This is a genomic window from Bhargavaea massiliensis (assembly GCF_050480245.1).
Taxonomy (GTDB): Bacteria; Bacillota; Bacilli; order Bacillales; family Anoxybacillaceae; genus Anoxybacillus.
This window is the reverse complement of the sequence record NZ_JBCNEQ010000019.1, coordinates 105,174-126,701: the sequence shown is the minus strand read 5'-3', so window position 1 is coordinate 126,701 and position 21,528 is coordinate 105,174. Positions and strand designations below refer to the sequence as shown.

The window sequence follows — 21,528 nt, the reverse complement described above, 5'->3', positions numbered from 1 at the left end:
AGAATAGTCCCTCCTCGATAAAATGGGTGAGGGTATGCGCCTCACCTTACTGTTGTTCGTTATATTCACATTGCGTACATTGAATGTGCACGCTTTTTTTCCCTTTTTTCTCAACAAGCATGCCGCCGCACTTTGGACACGGTCGACTGATCGGTTTATCCCACGAAACAAAATCGCACGTCGGGAAACGGTCGCAACCATAAAACATGCGTTTCTTTTTACTTTTTCGTTCGACGATGTTTCCTTCATGACAGCGCGGACATTTCACGCCAATATCTTTGACAATCGCTTTTGTATTGCGACATTGTGGGAAGTTTGAACAAGCGATAAACTTTCCGAAGCGCCCCATTTTATATACCATCGGGCTTCCGCATACGTCGCAATCTACATCTGCTGATTCATCGGCTATTTCTACTTTCTCCATTTCTACTTCAGCAATCTTTAACCGTTTTTCAAACTCACGATAAAATTCATCAATAATGCGCACCCATTCGACTTTTCCTTCTTCGATGTCGTCTAAGTTTTTTTCCATTTTTGCTGTAAATTCGACATCTAAAATTTCCGGGAAAAATTGCATCATTAAATCAAGTACAATTTCGCCAAGTTCCGTTGGCACAAATCGCTTATTTTCAAGCGTTACATAATTGCGTTTTTGAATCGTATCGAGCGTCGGGGCATACGTCGATGGGCGGCCGATGCCGAGTTCTTCTAACGTTTTCACAAGGCGCGCTTCCGTGTAGCGTGGCGGAGGTTGCGTAAAATGTTGCTTCCCTTCGATATCTTTGCTAAAGACGCGCTCTCCTTCCACAAAGTCCGGCAATAATCGCTGTTGCTCATCTTTTGGGTCGTCCGTTCCTTCGACATACACTTTCATAAAACCCGGAAACTTTACTGTCGAACCTGTCGCGCGAAAGACGACCGAGCCGTTTGAAAGCTCAACTGCTACCGTATCGAGCACAGCTGGCGCCATTTGGCTCGCGATAAAACGCTCCCAAATGAGTTTATATAGCTGATATTGATCGCGTGTCACATATGGCTTAATCGCGCTAGGATGACGCCAGACGGACGTTGGACGAATCGCTTCGTGCGCATCTTGCGCGTTCGCTTTTTGTTTTTCCTTTCTTTTTTCTGTTGCTACATATGATATGCCGAACGTCTGTTCAATATACTGAATCGCCTCTTGTTGAGCGCTTTCGGACACGCGTGTCGAGTCTGTACGCATATATGTAATTAAACCGACAGTTCCTTCGCTTCCAAGATCGATGCCTTCATATAGCTGCTGTGCAACCATCATCGTTTTTTTCGTGCGGAAATTTAATTTCCGAGCCGCCTCTTGTTGTAACGACGATGTAATGAACGGGGCGACGGGATTGCGCTTTCGCTCTTTTTTCGTTACCGCCGTAACAACAAATTCATTGCCTTGAATATGGCTTAACACATGTTGGACATCTTGCTCTGTTTTTAAATCGAACGTTTCGCTATCAAGTCGGTAAAATTGTGCTTCAAATATGTCATTCCCTTTGACAAACGTTCCTTGAATTGTCCAATATTCTTCGGGCTGGAACGATTGAATTTCTTTTTCCCGATCGATAATTAAGCGAAGCGCAACGGATTGTACACGCCCTGCACTTAATCCTTTTTTAACTTTTTTCCAAAGCAGCGGGCTAATGTTGTAGCCGACAAGGCGATCTAGCACGCGCCGCGCTTGTTGGGCATGAACTAAATGCATGTTAATGGCGCGCGGCTGTTCAAATGATTGTTTAATGGCATCTTTCGTAATTTCGTTAAATACAACGCGACATGGTGAGTCTGTATTTAAATCAAGCAAATGTGCTAAATGCCAAGCAATCGCTTCTCCTTCACGATCTGGGTCGGCGGCAAGAAATACTTTTTTTGCTTTTTTCGCTGCTGCCTTCAACTCTTTAATCACGGAGCCTTTTCCACGAATCGTAATATACTTTGGCTCATAGTCGTTTTGTATATCAACGCCCATTTGACTTTTTGGCAAATCGCGCACATGACCCATTGATGCTTTTACTTTATACTTTTTTCCTAAATATCGTTCAATCGTTTTCGCCTTCGCTGGCGATTCTACAATGACTAAGTAGTCTGACATCATTTTGTCCTCCCTCAAGAGGTAATTCGTAAAGTAAAATCCTCATTATTATTAATGATGATTCGTTCATTTGTCAAACATCATTTTTCGATTTTTTCTTTCGTTCATGTAAAAAGATGTCGAAATTCCTCTTCAATATCCTCACTTGACAGTACTAATTTCGCTCCTTGTTGAATGAGACGGTTCGTCCCACGCGCTTCTTCTGTCGATATGTCACCAGGAATCGCAAACACTTCTCTCCCGTACTGCAACGCAAAATCAGCTGTTATAAGCGAACCGCTTCGCTCTTTCGCTTGTACGACAAGCGTGCCGACAGACAAACCGCTAATGATGCGATTGCGCATCGGAAAATGCCACGTTTGTGGTCGAACAACTGGCGGATATTCAGAAATAATAAGTTGTGTTGTCGCTAATTGTCGAAATAATGATTCATTTTCGGGAGGGTACATGTAATGCAGTCCACCAGCAATGACCGCAATTGTTTCGCCATTGTAGCGCAAACATAAACGGTGCGCCTCTGCATCAATGCCTTTTGCTAGTCCGCTCACAATGACCCAACCGTTTTGAATGAGCGAAGGAAGAACGGTTTGCATCGCTACAAGCCCTTGACGCGTTGGAGTCCGTGTGCCAACGACGCTAATCATTTTTCGTCGCGCTAACAATTGCACGTTTCCTTTCGCATATAGTACCCACGGGGGATCGTATATATGTTTGAGCCAATTCGGATAACTATCATCCTTTATTGTCACAATATGAATGTTTTGCTCCTCATATGTTTTTATCATACGTCTCAACTTGTGACAATGCAAATCATGGAAAAAGACAGTAAAATGTTTTTGTGGAATGGGAAGTAAGCGTTGAAGTCGCCCATAAGAAAGGTGAAAAATCGAGGATAGCGATGGGTCAAAATGAAGTAAGCGTGCTATGCTTTTCCATCCAATGCCGCGACAATGATGTAAATGAATAAGCCGTTCGCGAGTTGTATCGTACATGATATCCCTCCTATTTATAAAAATCGTCCTAAGGTTTGTGCCTTAGGACGATTCGCGATTATTAATGTGTTTTACATTTTTCGTATAAGCCGCGCTCTTTTAATACCGAGATAAGCGTTTCGCCGATGACTGCCGGCGTCTCCGCAACTTTAATACCGCATGCTGTCATCGTTTTAATTTTTTCTGCTGCTGTTCCTTTTCCGCCAGAAATGATCGCACCGGCATGTCCCATGCGTTTTCCTGGAGGAGCAGTTTGCCCACCGATAAAGCCGACAACCGGTTTTGTCATGTTCGCTTTTACCCATTCTGCCGCTTCTTCTTCCGCTGTTCCACCAATTTCACCGATCATAATGACCGCATACGTGTCTTCATCTTCATTAAACGCTTTTAATACGTCGATGAAGTTTGTGCCGTTGACTGGGTCACCGCCGATACCAACCGCTGTCGATTGACCGATGCCCGCTTGCGTTAATTGGTGTACCGCTTCATACGTTAACGTACCTGAACGCGAAACGATGCCGACATGCCCTTTTTTATGAATGTAACCTGGCATAATGCCGATTTTGCATTCTTCTGGTGTAATAATACCAGGGCAGTTCGGTCCGATGAGGCGCGTTTTCTTTCCTTCCATGTAGCGCTTCACTTTCACCATATCTAATACAGGAATGCCTTCCGTAATACAAACAACTAGGTCGATTTCCGCATCGACAGCTTCCATAATCGCGTCTGCTGCAAACGCAGGCGGAACGTAAATGACTGAAGCGTTCGCTCCCGTTTTTTCAACCGCTTCAGAAACCGTATCAAAAACAGATACACCTTCAACTTCTGTACCGCCTTTTCCTGGTGTCACACCGCCAACGATGTTTGTGCCGTACTCGATCATTTGCTTTGTATGGAACAATCCTTGTGAACCTGTAATTCCTTGCACGATCACTTTCGTCTCTTTATTAACAAAAACGCTCACGTTTCTCCCATCCCTTCTATTAGCTTACTAGCGAAACGATTTTTTGCGCGCCGTCTGCCATCGATTCAGCGGCTGTAATGTTTAGTCCAGACTCTTCTAAAATCTTTTTCCCTAATTCAACGTTCGTTCCTTCTAAACGGACGACAAGCGGAAGATTTAAGCCGACTTGCTTCGTCGCTTCAACAATGCCGTTTGCGATGACGTCACATTTCATAATGCCCCCGAAAATGTTAACGAAAATGCCTTTTACTTTCGGGTCAGATAAAATGATTTTAAACGCTTCTGTTACTTTTTCTGTCGTCGCACCGCCACCAACATCTAAAAAGTTTGCTGGCTCGCCACCGTAATATTTAATAATATCCATCGTCGCCATCGCTAAGCCCGCACCGTTTACCATGCAGCCGATATTTCCGTCAAGCGAAATGTAGTTTAAATCGTATTTCGACGCTTCAATTTCTTTTGGATCTTCTTCATCTAAATCGCGGTATTCTAAAATGTCTTTATGACGATATAGCGCATTAGAATCAAAGTTGAGCTTTGCATCAAGCGCCATGACTTTTCCGTCGCCTGTCACAACGAGCGGGTTAATTTCAGCGATCGAGCAGTCTTTTTCAACGAACACTTGATATAATCCTAACATAAATTTTACCGCTTGGTTGACAAGCTCCTTTGGAATGTTGATGTTAAACGCCATCCGGCGCGCTTGAAACGCTTGTAAGCCGACAGCTGGGTCGATATACTCTTTAAAAATTTTCTCTGGCGTTTTTGCTGCGACTTCTTCAATTTCTGTTCCGCCTTCTTCTGAGCCCATTAAAACGACGCGGGACGTCGCACGATCCACAACAAGCCCGATGTAATATTCTTTTTTAATGTCGCATCCTTCTTCGATAAGAAGGCGCTTCACTTCTTTTCCTTCTGGACCTGTTTGATGCGTGACAAGCACTTTGCCTAATAGCTCACTCGCATATGTACGAACTTCTTCTAAACTTTTTGCGACTTTTACCCCCCCTGCTTTTCCGCGACCGCCGGCATGAATTTGCGCTTTGACGACACAAACACTACTGCCGAGCTCTTTCGCCGCTTCGACCGCTTCTTCAACCGTAAACGCGACACGGCCGTTCGGCACGCTCACTCCGTAGCTTCTGAGGATCTCTTTTCCTTGATACTCATGAATATTCATACCCCATCCTCCTATGTATAAAAATAAAAGTACTAGCGCTTTCATTGTATAATGATACTTTGTCAGTTGTCTACCATTTAGACAGAAAATTCTTTAACAAATAAAAAAGAAGCGATCATTCCAATCGCCCCTCTGCCTTTTTTTCGACTTGATAAATAAACGCGAATACTTCGGCAACGACTTTGTACAGTTCCTCAGGAATCGTTTCGTTTAACTGCAGTTGCCCGAGCATCGCAGCCAGCGTTTCATCTTCGTAAATCGGGACATCGTATTGTTTCGCGCGTTCAATAATGCGCTCTGCAACCGCCCCTTCTCCTTTGGCGACAACGACTGGTGCAATATGTTGTTCGTCGTACGACAAAGCAACCGCACACTTTCGTTTCATCCTATTTCCCCCGCTTTAATCGCTCGCGAATCGGCGCAAAGGAGCGACGGTGCTCTTCAATGACTCCGTATCGTTCAATCGCTTGTAAATGCGCTTTCGTTCCGTATCCCATATGTTGTTCAAAGCCATATTGCGGATATTTTTCACCTAGCTGTTTCATCATCCGATCGCGCGTCACTTTCGCTACAATCGAACTTGCCGCAATGGATGCACTATGCGCATCTCCTTTAATGATTGACGTTTGTGGAATCGATAGCGGAATGTGCATCGCATCAATGAGCAAATGTTCTGGAACGATCGCAAGCGCTTTGACGGCTTGCACCATCGCTTTTTTTGTTGCTTCGTAAATGTTTAGCTCATCAATTTCACGCGCGCTGACGACGCCAATGCCGATCGCAAGCGCCGTTTGTTGAATAACAGAAAACAGTTGTTCGCGCTTCGTTTCCGATAGTTTTTTTGAATCATCTACATGAGGTAAAAACACGTCTTTTGGCAAAATAACTGCCGCAGCAACGACCGGACCGGCAAGCGGACCGCGTCCCACTTCGTCTACGCCGGCAATGTAGCGTACCCCTTTTTCGTATAGCGCCTGCTCATATTGCAACATATGCAAAAAACGTTCCCGCTCCCGTTTTTCTTCTTCTTTTTGCTTATACCATAGTTGAACGAGGCGCTGGACGCCTTTTCGTTCGTCATGCAATAGTTGTTGAAACCATTCATCCGTTTCATCGTGAATCGTTTGTAGTCGTTGCTTAATCTCTTGTATGTTCACCGCCATCACTCCTTACATTTTTATATCGGCTCATTCATAAAAAAATAAAGGCTCGCGTATGCGAACCTTACAAGCGATCAAAACTAAGCCGTCCTAATTTTTCTGTGCGAATGTCGCGCAACACAAGCTCAGCGACTTTATCGTAGTCGACGACGCCACCAGAAGCTAAACAGCCTCGTTTTTTCCCGATTTCGTCAAATAATTGGACGATGTCGTCGGGAAGATGAGAAAGAGCATATCGCTCTTTTAAACGATCAGGATAATAAGCAGCTAGAAAGCGCAACGCATAAACAGCAACGTCTTGTAAATTTAAAATTGTATCTTTAATCGCTCCCGTTGTAGCAAGCTTTAATCCGACTTCTTCATCTTCAAATTTTGGCCATAAAATCCCTGGTGTATCAAGTAGCTCAAGCTCTTTGCCCACTTTAATCCATTGCTGCGCTTTCGTGACTCCCGGTGTATCGCCTGTTTTGGCAATATGCTTTCCTGCGAGTCGATTAATGAGCGTTGATTTTCCGACGTTTGGAATGCCGACAATTAACGCGCGCATCGCACGTGGGCGTTTAATCCCTTTGGCGATCATTTTCTCAAATTTCGGACGCAATTTCTCTTTGGCTACCGCTACAATTTGCTTGACACCTGTTCCGCTTTGTGAGTCGATCGCAATCGCTTCAATTTGTTGCGCAGCGAAAAAGTCGATCCATTGTTTTGTGACGTCTGGATCAGCCATATCGGCTTTATTTAACAGCATGATGCGCGGTTTATTCGCCACAATTTCATCAATTAACGGATTGCGCGATGAAAGCGGAATGCGCGCATCAACAAGTTCAAATACGATATCAATGAGCTTTAGCTTTTCCGTTACTTCCCGTTTCGCTTTCGCCATATGGCCGGGAAACCATTGAATCGTCATCGTTGCCACCTACTTTTATTATGTTATTCGACAATGCGAGCATCAGAAAGGGGCCAATAGACGACCGACGTTTTGCCGACAACTTTGTCCATCGGGATAAATCCGATATGGCGGCTATCTTTGCTGTATCTGCGATTATCCCCGAGCACGAATAAATGACCTTCTGGAACCGTTTTTCGTCCCCATAGTTCTTCGAGTGTAAATGACTCCGTTAACGGACCGTCAAACAGTTGTTTTTTTTCTTCATCTAAGTATGGTTCTTTATACGGCTTTCCGTTGACGTATAACGTGTCGTTTTTATATTCGATCTGGTCGCCCGGCAACCCAATGACGCGCTTAATATAATCTTTTCCTTCTTCTGCGTGGAACACAATAATATCAAATCGTTCTGGTTCGCCAATTTTGTATGCCATTTTATTGACAATCATCCGGTCTTGATTGTGTAACGTCGGCATCATCGATTCCCCTTCAACGATAATCGGGGCAAAAATAAAATAGCGAATACCACCTGCTAACGCCACCGCAATCAAAATCGCTTTCAGCCATTCAAACCATTCATTTTTTTGTTTTGCCATCCTTCTCCCACCTATATGATGAATGTTGAAAAAGGAGCTTGATGATCAAGCTCCTCGCAATCGTTTCGTTTGTTAGATGATTTCTTTGATGCGTGCTGCTTTACCGCGGAGTTGACGCAAGTAGTACAATTTCGCGCGACGAACTTTACCGCGACGAACAACTTCTAATTTAGCAATCTTCGGCGTGTGTAATGGGAATGTACGCTCAACACCTACACCGTAAGATACTTTACGAACTGTAAATGTTTCGCTAATTCCACCACCACGACGCTTGATTACAACGCCCTCGAATACTTGGATACGTTCACGGCTTCCTTCAACAACTTTCACGTGAACGCGCACTGTGTCACCAGGGCGAAATTCTGGAAGATCGTTACGTAGTTGTTCTTTTGTAATTTCTTGAATTAAATGATGCATCGTATTCATCTCCTTCCAACAGATGCTCATGCTTATGTTTATTGTTCATAGCAGCGGAACATCGTTTTGCGTGCGACATAAGTCACAACGTTTATACTAGCATAAAGATGTACAGGATGCAAGAGTTACCGCTCATTTTTTTCCCATTGTTCAATCCATTTTTTTTGTTTTTCCGTTAGTTCATACGTCTCAAGCAAGTCGGGACGGCGCAGCCATGTGCGACGCAACGATTCTTTTTGGCGCCATTCTTCAATTAATCGATGGTTGCCAGAAAGAAGGACGTCTGGCACTTTCATGCCGCGGAAATCCGCAGGGCGCGTATAATGAGGGTGCTCAAGCAAGCCAGAGCTATACGAATCGTGTACGGGCGAGTGTTCATTGCCAAGCACGCCAGGAAGCAAACGAACGACGCTGTCAATGACGACCATCGCTGCGAGCTCCCCACCTGTTAAGACGTAATCTCCAATAGAAATTTCGTCGGTTACCAGATGCTCACGAATACGCTCGTCGTACCCTTCATAATGTCCACAAATGAAAATGATATGTTGTTCTTTAGCAAGTTCTTCTGCTTTTTTTTGTGTGTAACGTTCGCCTTGTGGACAAAGTAAAACAATGCGCGGACGATGGTCGCTTTGTTTCGTTAAGTGATCGATCGCATCAAAAATCGGCTGCGGTTTTAATACCATGCCTGCGCCCCCGCCGTAAGGATAGTCGTCTACTGTTTGGTGTTTATTATCGGCGAATTCACGAAAATTGACGAGCTGAAACGCGACCGCCCCTTTTTCTTGCGCTCGCTTCAAAATCGACTCGTTCAGCACGCCCGTAAACATCGTTGGAAATAAGGTGAGCACATCGATTTTCATTCGTCAAGCAATCCTTCCATCACATGAATCGTAATCGTTTTATTTTCAACATCGACTTGTTTGACAACGTCTGCAATGTACGGGATTAACACATCCCCACCTTTTTTTCGTTTGACAACCCATACGTCATTAGCGCCTGGCGTTAAAATTTCTTTTATTTCGCCAATCGTTTCACCATCTTCAGTTACAACCGTACAACCGATAATTTCGTGGAAATAATATTCCCCTTCATCTAGCGGCTGCAGTTGGCTTTCGGGCACTTTAATCATCGCCCCTTTAAACTTTTCGACTAAGTTAATGTTGTCGTATCCTTCAAACGCTAATAAATCGAATGACTTATGCACACGATGGCTCGCCACTTTTACTTCAATTGGCGGTTTGTTTTCCATAAAAATATATAGCACATTTCCGATTTTATACCGCTCTTGCGCAAAATCTGTGCGTGAAATGACGCGCACTTCACCGCGGATGCCATGCGTATTGACAATTTTTCCGACATTAAACCATTTCACAACAATCACCCCTCACGTATGTCGACAACGATTCCGTCTTCGATGACGATTGTTTTCAGAGGCGCCCACCGCGCGCCGATTTGAACGTCGATGATCGCCTCGACTTCTCGTTCTTTAATTTCGCTTCCTATCGGTAATATGCGCAATTGTTCAAGAAGGAAATCAAGTTCCGCTATTTTTTGGCGGCGGACTTGCATTTCCCGCTCAAATTTTTCTTTAATTTGTTTCGGTGAAAACGATGTTTGTCTTTCCATTCGTTTTTGCTCAAAAATGAGCTGTTCACATTGTTGTTCAAGTTGCTGTTTTTGTGCCGTAAATTGTTGCATGAGTTGTTGCTTGCTTTTTTCCGTTAATCGTTGTCTCACTTCAACCGTTTGAATAATTTTCATGGCGCACCGCCTTTCTTCAGAAGAGCGGAAAGCAACTTCCCTCGACATAACAACGAAAAAAGGGGAGGTATCTCCCTCTCCCTTACTCTTCGATGCGTACGTCTATTCGCTTCTTCGACTCATTTGCTGCTTGAACAACGGTGCGAATCGCTTGAATGATTCGCCCGTTTTTTCCGATCACTTTTCCAACGTCTTCGTGATGAAGGGCAATCGAATATGTGATCGATTGTTGTTGTTCCGTTTCGCGAATGACGACGCATTGTGGATGATCGACAAGTGACCGAACAATCGTCTCAAGCAACGTTTTCATATTACTTTCCGTACTTTAAGTTGTGGAATTTTTCTAAAATTCCTTGTTTTGAAAGCAAGTTGCGCACAGTGTCAGATGGTTTTGCACCGTTTTGCAACCATTTTAATGCAAGCTCTTCGTTAATTTTAATTTCTGCAGGCTCTGTTAACGGATTGTATGTGCCGATTGTTTCAATGAAACGACCGTCACGTGGAGAACGGGAGTCTGCAACAACGATACGATAAAATGGTGATTTTTTTGCACCCATACGTTTTAAACGAATTTTTACTGCCATAATGATAGCACCTCCGAAAATATTTCACACAAGATAGTATATTAGCAATAAACGATTTGTTTGTAAAGTGTTTTTTCTTAACACTGCTATTTTGTTTACATGAATGGGAAACGGAATCCTTTCTTTTTCCCTTTTGGCATCGTCGTCATCATTTTCATCATCTTTTTCATCTCATCAAACTGTTTCAATAAGCGGTTGACGTCTTGAACCGTCGTTCCGCTTCCTTTGGCGATCCGCTTTTTGCGGCTTGAGTTAATGATGTCTGGATTCATTTTTTCTTCTTTTGTCATCGAGCGAATAATCGCTTCGACGCGACTAATTTGTTTTTCATCAATCTGTAAGTTGTTGAGCCCTTTCACTTTATTGGCACCGGGCAACATTTTTAAAATTTCATCGAGCGGGCCGAGTTTGCGCACTTGGCCAAGCTGCTCTAAAAAGTCGTCAAGGGTGAATGATGCGGTGCGCATTTTTTGTTCGAGCTCTTTTGCTTTTTCTTCATCGACAGCCGCTTGCGCCTTTTCAATGAGCGTCAACACATCGCCCATGCCTAAAATACGCGACGCCATCCGCTCAGGATGAAACGGCTCTAGCGCATCGAGTTTTTCGCCCATTCCGACAAATTTAATTGGCGTGTTTGTGACCGCTTTAATCGATAATGCCGCCCCGCCGCGCGTATCGCCATCGAGCTTCGTCAAAATGACGCCCGTCAGTCCAAGCTGTTCGTTGAAGCTTTGCGCAACGTTGACCGCATCTTGTCCCGTCATCGCATCGACGACGAGGAAAATTTCATCCGGCTTCGTCACTTCTTTGATTTGTTTTAATTCGTCCATGAGCGCTTCGTCAATGTGCAATCGCCCTGCGGTATCGATTAATACGTAATCATGATGTTCTTCTTTCGCTTTCGCAATTGCTTGCCGGGCGATTTCGACAGGGCTCACTTGATCGCCGAGCGAGAACACAGGGATGTTCAACTGCTTCCCTAACGTCTCAAGCTGTTTAATCGCTGCCGGCCGATAAATGTCAGCTGCGACAAGCAACGGTTTACGATTATGTTTTTTACGTAATAAATTCGCTAATTTTCCCGTTGTTGTCGTTTTTCCCGCCCCTTGCAAACCGACCATCATGACGACCGTTGGCGGACGGCTTGCTACAGCAATTTTGCTGTTTTCTCCCCCCATCAGCTCCGTCAATTCTTCTTTTACGACTTTAATGACTTGCTGTCCTGGGGTTAAGCTTTTCATTACTTCTTGTCCGACAGCTCGTTCGCTTACTTTTTTCACGAAGTCTTTGACGACTTTAAAATTGACGTCCGCTTCTAATAGCGCGAGCCGCACCTCGCGCATCATTTCTTTTACATCGGCTTCCGTGACTTTGCCTTTGCCACGAATTTTATTCATGACATGTTGCAGACGGTCGGCCAATCCTTCAAATGCCATCGTTACCGCCCCCTACTCTAATTTCTCCAACTCCATAACGAGCCTCATCAGCTCTTCATCGTTCGGATAGCGTTCAGCTATATGCGTTTTTAATCGGTGCAATAGTTTGTGACGTTGCTGAAACTTTTGAAAGAGCAATAGCTTTTGCTCATAATCTTCTAGCATCGCTTCCGTCCGTTTAATGTTATCGTATACAGCTTGACGACTCACTTCGTACTCTTCGGCAATTTCACCGAGGGAGTAATCGTCTAAATAGTAAAGTGACATATAGTTTCGTTGCTTCGGCGTCAACAACGATTGGTAAAAGTCGTATAAATAGTTCATTCTCGTTGTTTTTTCTAGCATGAAACTCCCCCCTGTTAAGTGAAACGCCTTTACATGAGTTTAGTGTATATGTTTTAGCTGATACTGTCAAGTTATTCTCCTTGCGCCTCTTCTCGTTCCATAAACGATGAAAATAACCCATACACGAATTGTTCGGCGTTAAACGGCTCTAAATCGTCCATTTTCTCCCCTAAACCGACAAATTTCACCGGAATGTTTAACTCGTGGCGGATCGCTAATACGATGCCACCTTTTGCTGTTCCATCCAGTTTCGTAAGCACAATGCCGGTGACATTCGTCGCTTCTTTAAATGTTTTTGCTTGGCTCATCGCATTTTGCCCTGTTGTTGCATCTAGCACGAGCAATACCTCGTGCGGTGCGCCCGGCACTTCTCGTTCAATGACGCGCTTCACTTTTTCAAGTTCTTTCATTAAATTCACTTTGTTTTGTAAGCGACCAGCTGTATCACACAACAAAATGTCAACGTTGCGCGATTTAGCTGCTTGAATCGCATCATACATCACCGCCGCTGGATCAGAGCCAGCAGACTGTTTAATGACTTCCACACCAACGCGCTCGCCCCATACTTCGAGCTGTTCAATCGCACCAGCACGGAACGTGTCGCCCGCAGCAAGCATCACTTTTTTCCCTTCGTTTTTCAATTTATAGGCGAGTTTTCCAATTGTCGTCGTTTTTCCGACCCCGTTGACACCGACAAACAAAATGACTGTTAACCCGTTTGGCTGGATGTTTAGTTCTGGCGTTTGTTCATCGCCAGCTTGATATATGTCAATGAGTTTTTCTGAAATGACGCTATACATTTCTTTCGGGTCTTGAATATTGCGGCGTTTTACTTCCATTTTTAACTCATCGATAAAATCCATGACCGTTGCGACACCAACGTCTGAGGCGATTAAAATTTCTTCTAGCTCCTCAAAAAACTCTTCATCTACTTCCCGATAGCGTGCGATTAAGTCATTCACTTTTCCTGCAAACGAATCGCGCGTTTTTTCTAAGCCGCGCTTAAATTTTTCTGTTACTGTATCCGCTTGTTTTGCGATTTTTTCTTTTAACTTTTTAAAAAAGCTCACCGTTTCTCATCCTTTCTTTCCAGCTGCTTCTTCAAGTCGAACTGAAACAAGTTTCGATACGCCTGATTGTTGCATCGTTACTCCGTATAGCACATCCGCTTCTTCCATCGTTCCTTTTCGATGGGTAATGACGATAAATTGTGTATCGTCGCTAAACTTCTTTAAATATTTCGCATATCGTTGTACGTTCGCCTCATCAAGTGCTGCTTCTACTTCATCAAGCACGCAAAACGGAACAGGTCGAACATTTAAAATGGCGAATAAAAGCGCAATCGCCGTCAATGCTCGCTCCCCGCCTGATAATAAACTTAAATGTTGCAGTTTTTTTCCTGGTGGCTGTGCGACAATGTCGACACCCGTATGGAGTAAATCGTTCGGATCAGTTAACTGTAAATCGGCCTTTCCTCCTCCAAACAATTCGACGAACACACGCGCAAATTGGGCGCGAATTTGTTCAAACGTTGTCGCAAATCTTCGTTTCATTTCATCGTCCATTTCGTCAATGACTTGATAAAGTGTATCTTTCGCACGTTGTAAATCTTCTTTTTGCTCCGTTAAAAAGCGATGACGCTCCGACACTCGCTCATATTCTTCAATAGCCCCAAGGTTAACCGTTCCAAGCTCGTCGATAGCGAGTTGAATGAGCTTTACTTTTTTCCGCGCTTCTTGCGCTGAAATCGTCAGTGGAAACGCTTCTTTTGCGGCTTCAAATGACAGTTTATATTCCTCACGAAGTCGGTTGAGCAAGTGATCTAGCTCCATATCAAAGCGAGCGAGTTTCACTTCCTCATCTTTTAACGTATCGGTTAGCTGTTTATGCTGACGTTTCAATTCTTTCATTTCTTTTTCGAGCTGCTCAAGCTTCGTTTGATAGTCTAGTCGCTGTTCGCGTCGGCTTGCGATGAGCTGAATCGTTTCTTCTTTTTGCTTCATTTTTTCTTCACATATTCGTTCAAGTTGTTGCTCATCTTCCGCTTGTTCATTCATATGATAGAGCAGTTGGTTGCACTCATGCTCCATTTGTGCACGGGTTCGTTTCGTTTCTTCCCATTCTTCGATGAGTCGGCGCACGTGCTGCTCTTCATTTCTTACATGTTCTTGCTTTTCTGCAAGCGCCACTTTCACAGCGGTAAGCTGCTCTTGCATTTGTTCTTTTGATTGTTGTTCTAGCTGTTTTTTCTCTGTCCATTGCTTTACTTGTTCATCAATGTCAGCAATTTTTTGCTGAAGCGCCTCAAGCAATTGCTCAACATGATGAAGGCGAGCAGTGAGCTCTTGTTTTTCTTCTTCAAGCGTTTGTCGTTCATAGCGATACACAGCTAGCCGTTCGTCCATATGCTTTTTGCGAAGATCGAGTTCCATCCATGCGCTTTTTTCCTCTTGGAGCGCGATACGATTTGCCTCTAGTTCGGCGTAAAGCGCTGTTCGTTGCTGTTCTGCTTGCGCAATGGCTTCTTTTTCGCGCTGCACGAGCTGTTCAAGCTCCAGCGTTTTTCGCTCAGCATCGCGCCAACTTGCTGTCACTTCTTCTAGCTCACGCGCACGGCTTAATAATGAGCTCGTTTGTTTGTTTACCGTTCCTCCTGTCATCGCTCCGCCCGGATTCACAACGTCCCCTTCAAGCGTGACGAGACGGTAACGATATTGCAATTGGCGTGCAAGCTCATTTGCCCCTTTTAAATCGCGTGTAATAATGACCGTTCCAAGAATGTTTGTCATCACTTGCTCATATGTCGCTTCGTACGAAATTAATTCCGAAGCCACACCAACGTAAGCTGGATGTTTTGCAATATCCGCACGTACCGATGAAGGAAGCGTTTTTCGTTGAATGACATTAAGCGGCAAAAATGTCGCGCGTCCATATGCGTTTCGCTTTAAAAATTGAATGGCTTCGCGAGCGCTTTGTTCATTTTCCACAACGATATGTTGCGCAGCTCCTCCAAGCGCTACTTCGATCGCCGTCTCTAGCTCAGACGGCACCGTCATCAGCTCAACGACTGCTCCATGAATGCCTGAGAGGCGATCTTTCGCTTTTAACACTTCTTTTACGCCTTGGAAAAATCCAGCGTACTCTTGTTGCATCGCTTCAAGCATTTCTTTTTTTGATTTTATTTTTTGTACATATTGATACGCTTCGTATAACGTTGCTTCTTTTTTGCGATATTGCTCTTTTCGCACCGTTAATTGTTGTTCTTCTGTTTGAATGGTTTTTTCTTGGTTGGTCATGCGCTGTTGTAGTTCTCGAACAAGTTGTTGTTTTTGCTCCCATTGTTCAACGATGTGCTCGTATGCCCGAATGTGCTCGTCGTTTGCAGCAATGAGCTGCCGTTGTTTTTCTTCGTTTTTTTGCAGCTGTGTCTCGATATGCATCCGTTCATTTTTTAACGTTGCTTGCTCATGGACGAGATCAATATACTCGCTTTTTAGCCGCTCAATTTCCGCCTCCGCTTTCGGACCGTAGGCGGAAAGCACGCTGTTTTTTTCTTTTAATTCTGCTTGAAGCGCTTGCACATCTGTTTGAAGTTGTTGAAGCAACTTCTTTTTTTCGGCAATCATCGCTTCAAGCGAACGCTCGCGTTCAGCGAGCTGCGCCATCGTTTGTTCCATTTGTTGTTGCTGCTTATGCGCGTTGTTTTTTCGCTCCTTTAATAATTGCTTTTTTCCTTCCATTTTTTCGAGTTCTTCGCTCACAAGCAACAACACCTGCTGCAAACCATCAATCGACTCATCAAGCGCTGTCAGTTCATGACGCAGCTTGGCGATGTGCGCTTCTTCTTTCTGTAACGTTGTCGCTAAATCCATCTCATTTTGTTGATGTAAAGCGAGCTGCGCTTTGAGCGCTTCCCATTTTTCATGCAGCTGTTCAATTTCATGGACGATTAAACCAACTTCATACGTCTGTAATTGTTCTTTTTTCTCCATATATTCTTTTGCAATCGACGCTTGTTGTTTCAATGGTTCAAGCTGTTGGTTTAATTCGTGTAAAATGTCTTGCACGCGTTGCAAATGGTCTTCTGTTTCACTCAATTTATGTTCAGCCTTTTTTTTCCTCATTTTATATTTTAACACGCCAGCCGCATCTTCAAAAATCATGCGCCGGTCTTCCGCTTTGCTGCTTAAAATTTCTTCTACTTTTCCTTGGCTAATAATCGAAAAGGCTTCACGACCGACACCGGAATCCATAAATAAATCGACAATATCTTTTAAGCGACACGGCTGTTTATTAATAAAAAATTCGCTATCTCCGGAGCGGTACACGCGTCTTGTCACGCTTACTTCTTCGTATTCAAGCGGTAAAAATTGATCGCTATTGTCAAGCGTTAATGTGACTTCGGCGACGTTTAGCGGCTTGCGCGATTCGCTCCCTGAAAAAATGACATCTTCCATTTTTGCTCCGCGAAGCGACTTGACAGATTGTTCTCCAAGCACCCAACGAATCGCATCTGTAATGTTGCTTTTCCCGCTTCCGTTCGGACCGACGATCGCCGTCATACCTGGAACAAAATCAATAGAAATACGATCCGCAAAAGATTTAAATCCGATAGCTTCTAACCGTTTGAGGAACAACATATATCCCCCTTTATCTAAAAGATGTAACAACAAACAAGGCTGTCCTTTCGCACCGGATCAGCCTTCGTGTAATTGTTTTAGCTTGGCTAATGCCATTTGCGCGGCGCGCTGCTCTGCCTCTTTTTTCGAGCGCCCAACTCCAATGCCGAGCTCTTCGCCATTTAACGATACGCGCGATACGAACTCTTTATTATGGGCAGGACCTTTTTCTTGTAAAATTTTATATTCTAAAACTCCACTTCCATCGCGTTGCACAAACTCTTGTAGTTGACTTTTGTAATCCATCACATGAGAAAAAGCACCTTCGCGAATTTTAGGGAAAATCGTTTTTTCTAAAAATTGTACGACCGCCTCCATGCCTTGATCTAAATAAAGCGCCCCGATAAACGCTTCAAATACGTCAGCTAACAGCGACGGACGCATGCGCCCCCCCGTTAACTCTTCGCCTTTGCCAAGCAAGACGAGATCGCCAAACGATAGCGCATGAGCGAACGTAACAAGCGACGGTTCACAGACGATCGCTGCCCGCAATTTCGTTAGTTCTCCTTCGCTCATTTGCGGAAACTGTTCAAATAAATATTGAGAGACGGTCAGTTCAAGAACGGCATCTCCTAAAAACTCCAGGCGTTCATTATCTTCATGTAGCCGCTTTCGATGCTCATTCACATATGATGAATGGGTAAATGCTTGCATTAACAATTTTTCATCGCGAAAAAAAATGCCAATCTGCTCTTGGAACTGTTTAAATTTCATGTATGGCCGTTGCTTTGACATGCATATGAACCCCCAACTAATAAACGTAAAAAGCATAGAAAGCCCCGCTTACAAAACGGGACTTTACTTATTATGATAGACGGCTTTTTATGTAGTTTACTGCGTCTCCGACAGTAACGATTTTCTCCGCCTCTTCATCTGAAATTTCCATATCGAATTCATCTTCTAATTCCATGACAAGCTCAACGACATCAAGCGAATCTGCTCCTAAATCTTCTTTAAATGAAGATTCAAGCGTCACTTGTGACTCCTCTACACCAAGGCGATCAACGATAATTTTCGTTACACGCTCTAATACGTCCGCCATTTTTATTCACCTCCCCTCAAGTCATTATACTGAATTATATAAGAAAATAAAACGAATTTTTACATAACCATGCCGCCATCTACATGAATCGTTTGCCCTGTCATATAGCTTGCTCCATCTGAGACGAGAAACGCGACAACGTGCGCAATATCTTCAGGGTTTCCGAAACGTGCAAGCGGAATTTGTTGCAACATCGTTTGACGCACATCTTCGCTTAATTGATCGGTCATATCTGTCGTAATAAACCCAGGAGCAACCGCATTGACTGTAATATTTCGGCTTGCGAGTTCTTTGGCAGCTGTTTTTGTTAATCCGATTACACCTGCTTTGGCTGCAACGTAGTTTGCTTGCCCTGGATTGCCGCTTACACCGACGATGGACGCCACGTTCACAATTCGACCGTATCGTTGTTTCATCATCGGACGCGTCACGGCTTTCGTGCATAAAAAGACGCCTTTTAAGTTCGTATTGATGACCGCATCCCATTCTTCTTCTTTCATGCGCATAAGCAAGTTGTCACGCGTAATGCCTGCATTGTTAACTAAAATATCGACGCGGCCCCAACGCTCAAGCACTTCTTTCACCATGCGATCGACGGCTTCACTATTTGCGACATCCGCTTGCACAGCGAACGCTTCGCCACCATGTTCAACAATTTGAGCGACAACTTCATTTGCTTTCGCTTCACTTCCTGCATAATTGACTGCTACTTTTGCACCAAGACGAGCAAGATGCAAAGCAATTTCACGCCCAATGCCGCGTGACGCTCCTGTCACAATCGCTACTTTTCCTTCCATCGTTTATTCCCCTTTCACCGCAGCCACCGTCGCTATAAACGAAGCTTCATCAAAAATCGAATAGACGTTGACATGACGGTTCACTTTTTTCACAAGACCGCTTAATACTTTTCCAGGGCCGATTTCGATAAACGTATCTACACCAAGATCGATCATCGTTTGTACAGATTGTTCCCAACGAACAGGCGAATATAATTGTTCAACAAGGCGCTGTTTCATTTCAGTTGGATCGACCATCGGCTCAGCCGTCACGTTCGAAATGACCGGCACATCACTTACTTGAAACGACAACGTTTCAAGTACAGATGAAAACTGTTCTGCTGCTGGTTTCATTAAAATGGAGTGAAACGGTCCGCTCACTTCAAGCGGAATGACTCGCTTAGCCCCTTTTTCTTTCGCAAGTTGCGATGCTCGCTCGACCGCTTCTTTTGCGCCCGAAATGACAATTTGTCCTGGGCAGTTTAAGTTCGCTAATTGGACAGGTGATGATTCCGTTGCTGCTTCATCGACAACTTGTTGCAATAAAGCTTCATCCATCCCGAGCACCGCCGCCATCGTTCCTTGCCCTGATGGCACTGCTTTTTCCATCAATTCTCCGCGCTTACGCACCGCATATACTGCGTCAGAAAACGACAACACAGACGCTGCAACAAGCGCGCTATATTCCCCGAGGCTATGTCCTGCGACATAATGCGGAACAATACCTGCTTCTTTTACTTTTTGCAAAAATGCGATGCTTGTCGTCAATAATGCAGGTTGGGCATTTTCAGTTTTTGTTAATACGTCTTGTGGTCCTTCAAAAATGAGTTGTGACAAAGAAACTTGCAATCGTTCATCCGCTTGACGAAAAACAGCAGCTACTGCCTCATCTTTTTCCGCCCATTCTTTTCCCATGCCGACCGTTTGCGAACCTTGCCCAGGAAAAATAAATGCGATTTTCCCCATCATGCCACCTCTTATTCTTTTATTTCCGCTACGGATTGTTTCACCGTTTGTACAACGTCATTGGCGACCATTTCGCGCGCTTGGCGCACCGCATGGAAAATGGCGTGAGCATCGGATGAGCCATGCGCTTTAATGACAGGAGCACGTAGACCGAACAACGCGGCTCCCCCATATTCAGCATAATCCATTTTTTTCTTTAATTCCAGAAGTTGAGACTTTAAAGCAAGCGCAGCCATTTTGCTCACAAGTCCGCTTGTAAACGCCGACTTCAGCATCGAAAAAACGGCGATTGCTGTTCCCTCAATCGTTTTTAGCGCTACGTTGCCGGTAAATCCGTCAGTGACAACGACGTCAGCCACTCCTTCTAATAAATCTCGCGCTTCCACGTTGCCGACAAAATGTAACGATGTATTTTGCATGAGTTGAAATGCCTTTTTCGCTAATTCATTCCCTTTCTGATCCTCTGTTCCTACGTTTAATAAACCGATGCGTGGTCGCTCAATGCCGCGCACTTTTTCTGCGTATGCCGCACCCATCAGCGCATATTGCAACAAATGTTCTGGACGCGCATCGACGTTTGCGCCAACGTCTAACAATACAAATCCTTTTCCATCAATCGTTGGCAACGTCGGGGCAAGCGCTGGGCGATCAATGCCGTCTATGCGGCCGACGATAAATAATCCTGCTGCCATTAAAGCGCCCGTATTTCCTGCTGAGATGCAAGCATCCGCGCGTCCTTCACGCACTTCATTTGCCATCAATACCATGGACGCCTCTTTTTTACGGCGAACGGCACGAACGGGCTCATCTGTTGCTTCAATCACTTGTTCGGTATGAATAACGGATAGTCGTTCATCGTTTGTTATGTATGGGCGAATGAGCGATTCGTTCCCAACAAGCGTAATTTCGATATCTCGAAAATGCTCAATCGCCTTTTGTGCACCGATCACGACTTCTTTTGGAGCGTGGTCTCCTCCCATGGCATCAATTGCGATTTTCATTTTGTTCTCCATCCTTTTTGACAACGTTTGAACGATACATATGAAATTCTCCTTGAAAAACAAGCTCTTGACCAACGTAGCTATTCACTTCGACGACTGTGCGACCATTTTCGTTTAAATTTTTTACTTTTGCCTTCGCAACGACTCGCTCCCCTTCTTTGACAGGACGCATGAAGCGAATGTTTGCCTTTGCAGTTAATGCCAATTCATCGTTAATGACTGCAACTGCAAGCGAGTTTGCTTGAGCAAATAAATGATGTCCTCGTGCAATTTGATTTCGTTTAAATACATGTTCTTTTTTGACATCAAAAATCGAAATCGCACTTTCGTCCAATTGCATATCAATAATTTCTCCAATTACTTCTTCAATAGGCAACGACTTGACTTCATCAGCAAATGTGCGCTCAGCGACATGTTTAATGCGCTCGCGCAACTCTGGTATCGACAGTTCAAGGCGATCAAGGCGGATCGTTTGAATACTGACAGAAAATTTTTCGGCAAGCTGTTCGTCCGTAATAAATGGGTTCTCTTCGATCGTTGCTTGCAATAACCGTTGCCGTTCTCGCTTATTTCTTCTCATCTTCGATCCACCATCCGAATTATTACTAGATACTAATAGTA

Annotated in this window: 24 protein-coding genes; all 24 read right to left on the bottom strand. The window is 44.2% G+C overall.

Annotation, left to right across the window (positions count from 1 at the left end; all coding sequences use genetic code 11):
- Positions 1-46 precede the first annotated feature (46 nt).
- Positions 47-2,116, bottom strand: a complete 2,070-nt coding sequence (gene topA, locus ABEV15_RS05330) for a type I DNA topoisomerase (protein ID WP_498852570.1) — start codon at positions 2,114-2,116, stop codon at positions 47-49.
- 104 nt (positions 2,117-2,220) lie between these two features.
- A complete protein-coding gene (gene dprA / locus ABEV15_RS05325) occupies positions 2,221-3,108 on the bottom strand; it encodes a DNA-processing protein DprA (RefSeq protein ID WP_498852569.1) in 888 nt (295 codons plus the stop codon).
- A 61-nt stretch (positions 3,109-3,169) separates the two neighbouring features.
- Positions 3,170-4,072, bottom strand: a complete 903-nt coding sequence (sucD, locus tag ABEV15_RS05320; protein WP_498852568.1) for a succinate--CoA ligase subunit alpha — start codon at positions 4,070-4,072, stop codon at positions 3,170-3,172.
- Positions 4,073-4,091: 19 nt separating this feature from the next.
- The gene (gene sucC / locus ABEV15_RS05315; protein WP_183241586.1) at positions 4,092-5,252 is read right to left on the bottom strand and encodes an ADP-forming succinate--CoA ligase subunit beta; all 1,161 of its coding nucleotides are present in this window, start codon (positions 5,250-5,252) and stop codon (positions 4,092-4,094) included.
- Between the two features lie 115 nt (positions 5,253-5,367).
- The gene (locus tag ABEV15_RS05310; protein ID WP_429631769.1) at positions 5,368-5,637 is read right to left on the bottom strand and encodes an EscU/YscU/HrcU family type III secretion system export apparatus switch protein; all 270 of its coding nucleotides are present in this window, start codon (positions 5,635-5,637) and stop codon (positions 5,368-5,370) included.
- A gap of 1 nt (position 5,638) precedes the next feature.
- Positions 5,639-6,418 (bottom strand): ribonuclease HII, encoded by a 780-nt coding sequence (gene rnhB / locus ABEV15_RS05305; RefSeq protein ID WP_498852567.1) that lies wholly within the window; start codon positions 6,416-6,418, stop codon positions 5,639-5,641.
- A 58-nt stretch (positions 6,419-6,476) separates the two neighbouring features.
- Positions 6,477-7,331, bottom strand: coding sequence for a ribosome biogenesis GTPase YlqF (gene ylqF, locus ABEV15_RS05300; protein WP_429631765.1), 855 nt, complete (start codon positions 7,329-7,331; stop codon positions 6,477-6,479).
- A 14-nt stretch (positions 7,332-7,345) separates the two neighbouring features.
- Positions 7,346-7,897, bottom strand: coding sequence for a signal peptidase I (gene lepB, locus ABEV15_RS05295; protein WP_429631763.1), 552 nt, complete (start codon positions 7,895-7,897; stop codon positions 7,346-7,348).
- Positions 7,898-7,969: 72 nt separating this feature from the next.
- Positions 7,970-8,314 (bottom strand): 50S ribosomal protein L19, encoded by a 345-nt coding sequence (rplS, locus tag ABEV15_RS05290; RefSeq protein WP_429631761.1) that lies wholly within the window; start codon positions 8,312-8,314, stop codon positions 7,970-7,972.
- 125 nt (positions 8,315-8,439) lie between these two features.
- Complete coding sequence (gene trmD / locus ABEV15_RS05285) at positions 8,440-9,177, bottom strand: tRNA (guanosine(37)-N1)-methyltransferase TrmD (RefSeq protein ID WP_498852566.1); 738 nt, start codon at positions 9,175-9,177, stop codon at positions 8,440-8,442.
- Positions 9,174-9,695 carry a ribosome maturation factor RimM gene (gene rimM, locus ABEV15_RS05280; RefSeq protein ID WP_498852612.1) on the bottom strand — a complete coding sequence of 174 codons (522 nt, stop codon included), beginning with the start codon at positions 9,693-9,695 and terminating at the stop codon, positions 9,174-9,176. Before rimM ends, trmD begins: the two co-directional genes overlap by 4 nt.
- Positions 9,695-10,078, bottom strand: coding sequence for a YlqD family protein (locus ABEV15_RS05275; protein ID WP_429631757.1), 384 nt, complete (start codon positions 10,076-10,078; stop codon positions 9,695-9,697). Before ABEV15_RS05275 ends, rimM begins: the two co-directional genes overlap by 1 nt.
- 82 nt (positions 10,079-10,160) lie before the next feature.
- Positions 10,161-10,388 (bottom strand): KH domain-containing protein, encoded by a 228-nt coding sequence (locus ABEV15_RS05270; protein ID WP_192954014.1) that lies wholly within the window; start codon positions 10,386-10,388, stop codon positions 10,161-10,163.
- A 1-nt stretch (position 10,389) separates the two neighbouring features.
- Positions 10,390-10,662, bottom strand: coding sequence for a 30S ribosomal protein S16 (gene rpsP, locus ABEV15_RS05265; protein ID WP_004891099.1), 273 nt, complete (start codon positions 10,660-10,662; stop codon positions 10,390-10,392).
- A 95-nt stretch (positions 10,663-10,757) separates the two neighbouring features.
- Positions 10,758-12,098: a signal recognition particle protein gene (gene ffh / locus ABEV15_RS05260; RefSeq protein ID WP_498852565.1), complete on the bottom strand. Its 1,341-nt coding sequence runs from the start codon at positions 12,096-12,098 to the stop codon at positions 10,758-10,760.
- 12 nt (positions 12,099-12,110) lie between these two features.
- The gene (locus ABEV15_RS05255) at positions 12,111-12,443 is read right to left on the bottom strand and encodes a putative DNA-binding protein (protein ID WP_004891101.1); all 333 of its coding nucleotides are present in this window, start codon (positions 12,441-12,443) and stop codon (positions 12,111-12,113) included.
- Positions 12,444-12,514: 71 nt separating this feature from the next.
- Complete coding sequence (ftsY, locus tag ABEV15_RS05250; protein WP_429631752.1) at positions 12,515-13,513, bottom strand: signal recognition particle-docking protein FtsY; 999 nt, start codon at positions 13,511-13,513, stop codon at positions 12,515-12,517.
- A gap of 6 nt (positions 13,514-13,519) precedes the next feature.
- The gene (smc, locus tag ABEV15_RS05245; RefSeq protein ID WP_429631750.1) at positions 13,520-17,080 is read right to left on the bottom strand and encodes a chromosome segregation protein SMC; all 3,561 of its coding nucleotides are present in this window, start codon (positions 17,078-17,080) and stop codon (positions 13,520-13,522) included.
- Between the two features lie 60 nt (positions 17,081-17,140).
- A complete protein-coding gene (rnc, locus tag ABEV15_RS05240; protein WP_498852564.1) occupies positions 17,141-17,857 on the bottom strand; it encodes a ribonuclease III in 717 nt (238 codons plus the stop codon).
- Positions 17,858-17,927: 70 nt separating this feature from the next.
- Positions 17,928-18,164 carry an acyl carrier protein gene (gene acpP / locus ABEV15_RS05235; RefSeq protein WP_003394967.1) on the bottom strand — a complete coding sequence of 79 codons (237 nt, stop codon included), beginning with the start codon at positions 18,162-18,164 and terminating at the stop codon, positions 17,928-17,930.
- Between the two features lie 59 nt (positions 18,165-18,223).
- Positions 18,224-18,961, bottom strand: a complete 738-nt coding sequence (gene fabG / locus ABEV15_RS05230; RefSeq protein WP_004891107.1) for a 3-oxoacyl-[acyl-carrier-protein] reductase — start codon at positions 18,959-18,961, stop codon at positions 18,224-18,226.
- A 3-nt stretch (positions 18,962-18,964) separates the two neighbouring features.
- Entirely contained in the window at positions 18,965-19,906 is a 942-nt protein-coding gene (gene fabD, locus ABEV15_RS05225; protein WP_498852563.1) for an ACP S-malonyltransferase, read from the bottom strand.
- An 11-nt stretch (positions 19,907-19,917) separates the two neighbouring features.
- A complete protein-coding gene (gene plsX / locus ABEV15_RS05220) occupies positions 19,918-20,907 on the bottom strand; it encodes a phosphate acyltransferase PlsX (RefSeq protein WP_498852562.1) in 990 nt (329 codons plus the stop codon).
- Positions 20,891-21,487, bottom strand: a complete 597-nt coding sequence (fapR, locus tag ABEV15_RS05215; RefSeq protein ID WP_429631741.1) for a transcription factor FapR — start codon at positions 21,485-21,487, stop codon at positions 20,891-20,893. Before fapR ends, plsX begins: the two co-directional genes overlap by 17 nt.
- Between the last annotated feature and the right edge of the window lie 41 nt (positions 21,488-21,528).